The organism is Lacrimispora sp., from assembly GCF_032078915.1.
In the GTDB taxonomy this organism is placed as follows: Bacteria; Bacillota; Clostridia; order Lachnospirales; family Lachnospiraceae; genus Lacrimispora.
Map to the genome: position 1 here is coordinate 1 of NZ_DAMAUN010000146.1, position 8,711 is coordinate 8,711.

8 protein-coding genes and 1 pseudogene are annotated in these 8,711 nt (G+C 41.5%); 1 reads left to right on the forward strand and 8 read right to left on the reverse strand.

Translation table 11 applies throughout. The annotated features are described in order from the left end of the window. Window positions 1-1,262, reverse strand: a 1,262-nt coding sequence (locus RT269_RS28760) for a BglG family transcription antiterminator (protein WP_313187853.1), incomplete at its 3' end; no start/stop codon positions are given. Between the two features lie 377 nt (window positions 1,263-1,639). Here RT269_RS28760 and RT269_RS28765 point away from each other — a divergent pair. Further along, a complete protein-coding gene (locus RT269_RS28765) occupies window positions 1,640-1,915 on the forward strand; it encodes a hypothetical protein (RefSeq protein WP_313187855.1) in 276 nt (91 codons plus the stop codon). 193 nt (window positions 1,916-2,108) lie between these two features. Here the strand turns inward: RT269_RS28765 and RT269_RS28770 are convergent, their stop codons facing one another. The 7 genes and pseudogenes from RT269_RS28770 to RT269_RS28800 form a co-directional block, all read right to left on the reverse strand. Then, the gene (locus RT269_RS28770) at window positions 2,109-2,708 is read right to left on the reverse strand and encodes a hypothetical protein (RefSeq protein ID WP_313187856.1); all 600 of its coding nucleotides are present in this window, start codon (window positions 2,706-2,708) and stop codon (window positions 2,109-2,111) included. A 282-nt stretch (window positions 2,709-2,990) separates the two neighbouring features. Continuing rightward, on the reverse strand, window positions 2,991-3,557 hold the full coding sequence (locus tag RT269_RS28775; RefSeq protein ID WP_313187858.1) for a flavodoxin family protein: 567 nt from the start codon (window positions 3,555-3,557) through the stop codon (window positions 2,991-2,993). A gap of 14 nt (window positions 3,558-3,571) precedes the next feature. After that, window positions 3,572-4,108, reverse strand: coding sequence for a flavodoxin family protein (locus RT269_RS28780; protein WP_313187860.1), 537 nt, complete (start codon window positions 4,106-4,108; stop codon window positions 3,572-3,574). Window positions 4,109-4,249: 141 nt separating this feature from the next. Next, window positions 4,250-5,152: a glycyl-radical enzyme activating protein gene (locus RT269_RS28785; RefSeq protein WP_313187862.1), complete on the reverse strand. Its 903-nt coding sequence runs from the start codon at window positions 5,150-5,152 to the stop codon at window positions 4,250-4,252. After that, the gene (locus RT269_RS28790) at window positions 5,145-7,415 is read right to left on the reverse strand and encodes a pyruvate formate lyase family protein (RefSeq protein WP_313187864.1); all 2,271 of its coding nucleotides are present in this window, start codon (window positions 7,413-7,415) and stop codon (window positions 5,145-5,147) included. The genes RT269_RS28785 and RT269_RS28790 overlap by 8 nt, the downstream gene beginning before the upstream one ends. A 155-nt stretch (window positions 7,416-7,570) precedes the next feature. After that, on the reverse strand, window positions 7,571-8,335 hold the full coding sequence (locus RT269_RS28795; RefSeq protein ID WP_313187866.1) for a DeoR/GlpR family DNA-binding transcription regulator: 765 nt from the start codon (window positions 8,333-8,335) through the stop codon (window positions 7,571-7,573). Between the two features lie 124 nt (window positions 8,336-8,459). Then, window positions 8,460-8,711, reverse strand: a pseudogene (locus tag RT269_RS28800) (PTS fructose transporter subunit IIC); the annotation flags it as partial.

The window sequence follows — 8,711 nt, forward strand, 5'->3', positions numbered from 1 at the left end:
TTCTTCTGTTTGTGGACCTGGGAAATGATATTTTCAATCAGCAAAGTGAAATATCCGATATCATCTTGTGAAAATTTCTTTTCCAGATAATTTTCAAGCCCTTCCAAACTGCTCTCAACATCATGAAATGCCTCCCCGTATTCGTCTTTTATGTCCTGAAGAATTGGATTCTGAATGTAGATGTTTCTCCTTACTCTCTCCACCGCTGCGTAGAAATGGTTGTAGAGCATGTCCAGTGCTTCGTTTAAGCCGTATTCATTTGTCAATGCCCCAAAAGACTGATTGGTGTATTTCTGCAGCAGGTCAGAAACCAGGCGATGGATCCAGATCATACTTCCAATTAACAGATATTGGTCTTTTTCATTGCTTTCAATGGAATAACCTTTGTTTAAAACAATGACAAATTTAAAAAATTCTTCACAGGGCAGTTTGATCTTTAAATGTTTTTCACAGGAACTGCTGATGACTTCTGCCAGCTTTCTCCCTTCCAAACCAACGTATTCCTTTGTATCTGCTGAAACATAATACCCGCTTCCTGTTCTGTAAAATACCAGGATCAGATTCAGAACTGCCAGTATATAGATTTCATCATTCTGAATCACCGGCAGATATTCCCATATAGAGGATAGTAAATCCTCCGCTTTCTGTTCTGATTGATACTGGTTAAAAACCGCTTCGATCCATTCTCTTAAATAAGGATTGCAGTTGCGGAGTGCAAGCTTCCTGTTTTTGCTGTCCTGGTTTGACAAACCGCAGTATTTATAAAGAACATCCATGAGAGCGGAACGGATTACCGTTTCACTTCCATTTAGTTCAATCCCCATTCTCTTATGGTTTACAAGTTCCAGACCGTATTCCCCGCATTCTTCCTTAACAACTGCAAGGGATTTCTTTACCGTAGATTTACTCACATCCAGATAGTCTGTAATTTCATCAATTGTATAGTGTAAATCAGCCAGATACCGGAAGAAAATAGCTTCACAGCGGTCTTCCTTCGAAAGGTAGTACTGTTCTTTTGTGATATGATCCATAGTAAACTTCATGGATAGAGGGGCATTTTTTAGATAGCATCTTTTGTTGCCAAGTACGAAACAGGCCTGTTGGGAGTTTTCTTTCAGAAAACTATTGATTAAGTCGACAGCATATTTAAAAGAACGTTCCGTATATCCAAATCTCTCAATTAACTCTCTGTAAATAAATCCATCCTTCGATGAATTTACCAAATAAAGAAGTTCGATCTCACGCTTTCCGATTTGAAACATAGCTTAACTCCATTCTTTTAATAACCACTAGTTAATTTTATAATATAGGATAGTAATTTTAATGTAAAGGTCATCCTTGTGCTGTGTTTTTTACAACAAATACCCCAAATAAAATATTATATCTCTCACTTTTTTGGTAATTTTATCCCGACTGATCAGCAGCACCAAGATGCCCATGAATACACCCCTTGGTGCCGGCCTGCAATATATTGTTGGCAATGCGCCGATATTCTATGTTTGCGTCTTAGAGTAACTGAAGTTTGCTTATCCATGATTCAAAGGATTGAATGAAAGGACAATTGAATACTTTGGAATTTTCATATTGATAGTTCGCATTCTTAAGAGTAATATGGTATAAAAAAGAAAGAAGGAATAAGATGATTACAATATTCAATCGAAAAGAGTTGATCAGCACTAATGACTTGAAAAAGCAGGTAGAAGTTCGTGATTTACTGGATCAATATAAAATCCCTTATTCTATCAATGTAATCAATAGAAAAAGCCCATCGATATTTGATGCCGGTTCCAGAGCAAGAACGGGAACGTTTGGTGAAAATTTGAGTTTGGAATATCAATATATTATTTTTGTCAGAAAGACAGATTATGAAAAGGCATATGCCGTTTTAAATGGAAAATCAAATAATGCATCGTAAAACTGACAACGATCAGTATCAAGCGGGAGGCAAAGCAAGATGCCTTAATCTGCTGAGAGGTACTTCCGCACATTGCAGCAGACAGCCGATTACGCAAATGCATGATCAACTTAACGTATAGCAAAAGCGGCCCCAGGTGTTTTTTAATTGCACCTGGAGCCGTTTTTATAAATATATCAATAGCAAAGAATGATTACTTATTTTTCAGATATTCACATATGTTATCAATGGTTACATCCTTTTCATCTATATCTTCGGTTATGTCCTCAATTAAATCCTTTGCCAGATGAAATTCCTTTTTATCCGCCAGGAATATTCTTGCTCTGGGGCGTGGAACCATACCTTGGGGGCCGGCACCTGTAATGTAATTAATAATAACGACTATATCCTTTAAACTGTCATTATTAACATCACGAAATCCTACAGACTCCACACTGTCAAAAAGTCCTGCATAAGTATCAGTTTTGTTATCTTCACCATAGTAAGGGAATGAATAAATAACCTTATTGTCTTTCATCAGGCAGAATGAAACATCTTCAAAATCAGCACCAGCTTCAGGACCATATGAAATGAACCTTACATCTCCCCAGCCATTCAATTCAACATCAAAGGATTGATCTTGTATGATTCGTTTCGCGTCCACAGATATATCTGATTGAGAAATTCCGGTATCAGAGACAAAAGATGAATTTATTTTCACGTTTTTTGTTTCAGTTTCTTTTTCCTCATTATCTTCATTGGGGGATTCAGCTTTTATCAGACCACCTTCTGAAGTTACAGTATCCGGATTCAACCGGTCAGCCTTTGATTTCTGGCAGCCAGCTAATAAGCAGCCACACAGCAATGCCGCTGCAAATAAAATCACCTTTTTTTTCATCTGCAATCCTCTTATAACTTTTTTTATGTTTGTATTCAGTACGCTCTTATATACTAACACCAAATGTCTAAAATAGCATTATGATTTGATTCATCGGCTTTCATTTATGCCGACCGTTCGATGACTCAATTCATAGCGATATCCAATAGCGGAAATATTGGAGAAGTCAGGAATCTGCGTATGGCAGATGAAACTTAATCAATATTGCATATCAAAGCCTTCTGCCAGCCGGACCGCATAAGTTTCTCCGGCCTTCTCTAATGCCGGAAGCATATAGCCTTCGTTATAGCGGATTACCGGAAGCCTGTCATAAGCCCTCATGCTCATATGCTTCAAAGTTTCCTCCATATTGTGAAGGCATTCTACCGCTCCCAGACCGGTACCTCCGGCACAGGCCACAAGAAGACATCTTTTGCCTGCTAAATACTTATTGTGCCCGGTCTCACATCTGCGCAGACGATCAAAGAATGCTTTCATGCACTCGGTAATGTCATGCCAATAGACGGCCGATACAAGGACAATGCCGTCTGCCTGAACCAGCTTTTCATAGACTGCCGCAAAATCATCATTGATAATACACTGGCCTTTTGTCCTGCAAATTCCCCAGCCTTTTCCACAGGCTTTGCAATGCTCCATTTTCATTTGATTCAGATGAATTTCTTCTGCTTCATATCCTGCACTGAGAATTCCTGTAATTACCCTATCTTTTGCGGCTGCTGTAAGTCCATTTTTATTAGGGGATGACCATACTACTATAATCGCCATAAACCCATGCCTCCTTATAATCCACGACCAAGTTCATATGCCTGGTTCGGGTAATCCGTATTCTCAATATCAGACCGGAGGCGACAAGCGTAAGCCAGAATCTTACCGCAGTCCTGCCAGCCAAGGTATTTGAGCGTAGTTTCGTAGGTAGCAGTAATACCATGAAATACCCACTCCTCAGGATATGCTGCAGTCACAATCAAAACCGCCTTTTTTCCAGTCCCTCGGATCAGGTCATTAATACCATGATAACGGTCTACTGCCGCTTTCAACTGTGCGGAAACATTGTGATAATAAAGGGGTGTTACATAGGCAGCCAGATCAGCTTCTATCAGTTTGGGGTAAAGCTCCAGCATGTCATCCTGAAATACGCAAGGATTCTTTCCATACTGACATTTGTCACAGCCGATACAGGGATGGATCTTCTTAAAAGCAGTATCAAAGCGGAAAACCTCATGCCCAGCTTCAACAGTCCCTTTCATAAAATTCTCCGCCATTAATGCCGATGTACCGTCCTTATGAGGACTTCCGGTTAAAACAACTATTTTCACACCTTTTAACCTCCATTGACTTTTTATACTCATTTTATCATTTACATAATGCATCAACAAGTACGCACCTTTATAACATATACTCTACTTTAGTATAGTGTAAGGAGAATCAATGGAAGGAAAAAGGAAACCTTTCTGCTTCTATCCTCCGATTCTGGATTCCAGCCCAATCTCCAACGCATATTGGTGATATTCCTCTAAATCTTCTTCATGAAGCATTTTTCCAGTCATCTGGTAAACTCTTCCTAATTTCTCGTATTTCACTTTTCCCAGTGTATGGTAAGGAAGAAGGTTTACGTTTTTAACTCCCAGCTGCTGTAAGTATTGCAACGTCTTTTTTATTAATTCGGGATCAAAGTTGAATCCAGGAATAATCGGCATGCGCACAGTTAACTTATCCGGACACATCTCTACCAGATATATCAGGTTTTCTTTAATCTGTCTCCCATTCCCTCCTGTAACCCTTTTAAGCACTTCGTCATCCAGATGTTTAAAATCGTAGAGAAAATGGTCGATATAGGGTTCGGCAGCCTGCAGGGCTTTTAAAGAATAATTCCCTGTAGTTTCTACCGCCGTATTCAATCCCCTTTCTTTACTTGCTTTGAGAATGGCGATCAGTCCCTCCAGCTGTACAAAGGGCTCCCCTCCGCTGACCGTGATTCCCCCGCCGTCGGAATTATCATAGTAATCCTTATCCTTCATCACTTCTTCCATGATGAAATCCAGTTCCATGTCTTTTCTATAAAACTCAATTGCATCCTGCATACAATTTTTCTCACAGGCCAGGCAATCGGTACATAAGTTCCTGTTATAATGGAACGCTCCGTTATCATCAAAGGTAATAGCCTTAGTCCCACATCCCTTTTCACAGGAACGGCACCCGATACACTTCGACTCGTTGTATAACAGTTCCGGATAAGAGGTCTGTGTCTCGGGATTGGCGCACCATGGACAGTACAGGGGGCAGCCTTTTAAGAAAACGGTGGTGCGGATTCCCGGCCCGTCATGGGTGGCAAAGCGTTCAATATTGGTCACTCTAATCATACAATGCCCTGCTCAGCAATTCTTCCTGGATATCCTTTGTCAGATTCACAAAGACCGCACTGTAACCGGCCACTCGTACAATTAAATCCGGGTAATTATCTGGATTCTTTTGGGCATCCTCAAGAACGCCATAATCCACAACCGTTACCATGAGCTGGCAGCCTCCTTTTTTAAAATATGTATCAAACAACATCTTAACTTTTTTTCTGTCTTTATTGAACATACGGGGCGTAAATTTAATATTCTGCACGCTTCCCCCGTGATATTTTGCCTGGAACTTAGCCAGGGAATTCAAGCAGGCGGTTGGTCCGTTTTTTGCTGCTCCGCCCTGGGGATTATTCGCTGGATTTAAGTAAATACCTGTTTTCCTTCCGTCCAGGCTGGCAAATGTATCATGACCCCAATCTGTATTTGTCTGGTTATTTGAAATAACGATCAGAAAATATCCCATGCCATAGTCAATTCCCTTCTGGCGGATCCCCTGAGCCACAAATTCAAATAAATCATTTGCGAGATTATCGCATTCCGTTTTGTCATTGCCGTACTTATCCTGATCCAATAAATCTTTTCGAATTCTCTCATATCCTTCAAAATTGGCAAGCTGTGCCTGGTGCAATTCACTGAGGCTGTATTTTTTATCTATATATACCAGCTTTTTAATCGCCCAAAGGGAATCGCTGGAATTGATATTTCCATATGTTTCATTGGTTCCTCCAAGGATTTCCACTCCACCGTCCAGCACTGCCTTCCCTCTGTTGATACAATCATCCATCAAAACAGAAGTAAACAGAAAGGAGACTTTTTCATTCATGATCTCATAAGAACGGTATTGAGCCTGTATACTTAAATCAAAGTAGTAATCCAACAATTCCTTATATTTCTCATACAGTTCGTCAAAGGTTTTAAACTGGGAGCATTCCGGAATCTCCACGGGTCCGCTTTTTCTTTTCCCGTCCATAGGATCTATTCCGCCGTTTAAGGTGACATTTAAGATTTTTAACAGGTTTAATAAAATATTCGGCGTCCCCACGCTCTTACCCTGAATGACAAATTCACCGCAGCCAAATGGTACGTACTGTTCTGCAATTTCCCGTTTCACACGCATGGAATACATAACAGCAGGGACATTCACATCATCATTGTATAAAGTGGGGTAGGTAGCACCGCTTCCGATACAATCATAGGCCATATCCATCATGTACTCTGGGGTATCCTTACTAAAGCGTAAGGTAAACTGGGGCTCTACATAACGTGTGTCCTTGCACACCCTCATACAGATACGGGCAAATGTATCTGCTTCTTTCGGATGTTCCCGTCCTACACCGCCTACAATAATACGTCCGTTAACCGTGGTACGCCTGTTCTCAATCATCTTCCACAAGGATTTTAAATACCGGTAAGACTCTTCTTCGTCAATAATTCCATGATCCAGATCATGTTGTAAAAATGGTCCCAGCACGTCATCCAACCGCCCATAGTTAATTACTCCGGCACAAAGAGCGTAAATCCAAAACAACTGCAAAGCCTGGTGGAACGAGCGTGGTTTATTCTTCTTAATATGCTGCAGGTCATGTTCCATTAGTTCCAAATCTTTCAAACGGGACTGGTCCGCACCGGTTCTTGCTTCTCTCACCAGTTCAATCTGATGTTCCATTACCTCCTGCAAAAGACAAAGGCTTTCATAACTGCTTTCCAGAAATTCATTCTGTTCTTTTGAACCGACCAGTTCTTTTAAGCCTTCCACTCCATATTCCATGAGCTTTTTATAATTCAACATCATTCCCGACAACCTGGCTGTTGCCATCAGAGGATAGGAGCAATCAATAAACCTTCCGACTGTGTCCTCTGTCAATACCTCCTGACAGTAAATTGCTTTCGTATCATGATCCTGCCAGTAATCGTAAAGCGTATCAACTCTTGCTTTTTCCTCTTCCGTCGACAGCGTTTCTTTAAACGCCCTCAGCTTATGGAATACGCAGTAATGGCCTACGCCTCCGATACTTGTTACACTGCCAAAGCCAATGGGCAAAAAATCAAGTCTGCCAGCCAGCAGATCATCACATTCAATCGAACGGAACAGAACCGGGTATATTGTTTTCAGGCAATTAATCTCTCTTCTCGCCTTATCCAGTCCCTCACTGTTCCTATGCGCCTCTGTATAGGCTTCCATAATAGACAACTGCTCCTGCGGTGTTTTTTCACAGGGGATCGGGATTGACACCTCTACGTTCTGAGCGCCGTCAATATTAATTTTCTTTTTCATTGCAGAGTCTCCTCCTCTATCTAATATTACTTGAAAAATCACTTATGTTCCTTAGCTTTTCTCTTACTGCCCCGTTCTGCATTCCTATTTCGTTCCTGCACTTTTAGTGAAAAAAAGAGGGCGCTTAACTGCGTCCCCTCTTCTGCTAATGTATTCTAACTGAGACAAACGGTAAAATTATCCGGTGCCTCACCTGTGTCAGGGAGACGATTGACATACACGTTTGTGAAATCTTCCAGACTTGCCCACGAGAACATTGCCTTAATATGATACTTGGAGTCATCAATCAGGAGATGGTTGTTCTGGCTCTTCTTCATGATTTCCTTTTTCATCGTCCCAATCTCCATGTCGAAAATGTAAACCTCACCGCTTTCCATATTGACTCCATTGGTACTGAAAAAAGCATGGTCAAAATTAAAATTCCGAATCATATCCACTGCCATGGATCCTGTACTCAGATCATAATCTGGCGAAAAACGGCCACCCAGCAGATAGATGTCCCCCTTGTACGTAATGGGAATCTTCTTAATCAGGTAAATGCTAGGGGTTACAATCTTTACATGGCGGGCAAGCAGCTGCGGCAGCAGGTATACAGGGGTAGTGCCGGAGTCCACATAAACGCAGTCCCCGTCCTTAACATTCGTGACAGCCCGCTGGCAGACAATCTCCTTTGCCTCCGCGCACAGGCTCTCCTTGTTCACGGTAGGAACTTCGTTGAATACCGTCAGTGTAGAAGAAACCTCTCTGCACATAGCTCCACCCCGCTCCCTGCTGACCAGCCCCTGTTCCTCCAGTTCTATCAAATCCCGGGTTACCGTGGACTTTGATACATTTAACTGTTCCATTAGTTCCTTTATGGTTACAAAAGACTGTTCTTTTACAATACTCATGATATGATAAAGCCTTTGCTGTGATAGCATAACGTCACCTCCTTCGCCATTATCATATCAGAGGAGGAAATCATATGTCAATCTATCATTCTTTTGATCGATCTTAACCGATGTAATGGCTCCATTCTTATCATCCTTGCTGCAGTTGAAACACTTAGTTTCGTTTTAATTTAAGACGCTTTAAAGTGATACAGACAATTGCGGTCACCACAGTTCCCGCAGCCATACAGATCAGTCCCATAAACGGCTTGTTCACTGCACCCAGGATCAGCACAATAGGGCCGCCATGAGCAACAGAATCTGTAATGCCGAATAAGAATCCCATCGTACAGGCCACTACGGATCCAATCATATTGACCGGAATGACAGCCAGCGGATCGCCCGCTGCAAACGGGATAGCTCCCTC

Bases quoted from the DNA above. Each gene is read 5' to 3' on its own strand.
- RT269_RS28765 (WP_313187855.1), top strand. From the start codon at position 1,640: ATGATTACAATATTCAATCGAAAAGAGTTGATCAGCACTAATGACTTG.
- RT269_RS28775 (WP_313187858.1), bottom strand. From the start codon at position 3,557: ATGGCGATTATAGTAGTATGGTCATCCCCTAATAAAAATGGACTTACA.
- RT269_RS28785 (WP_313187862.1), bottom strand. From the start codon at position 5,152: ATGATTAGAGTGACCAATATTGAACGCTTTGCCACCCATGACGGGCCG.
- RT269_RS28790 (WP_313187864.1), bottom strand. From the start codon at position 7,415: ATGAAAAAGAAAATTAATATTGACGGCGCTCAGAACGTAGAGGTGTCA.
- RT269_RS28795 (WP_313187866.1), bottom strand. From the start codon at position 8,335: ATGCTATCACAGCAAAGGCTTTATCATATCATGAGTATTGTAAAAGAA.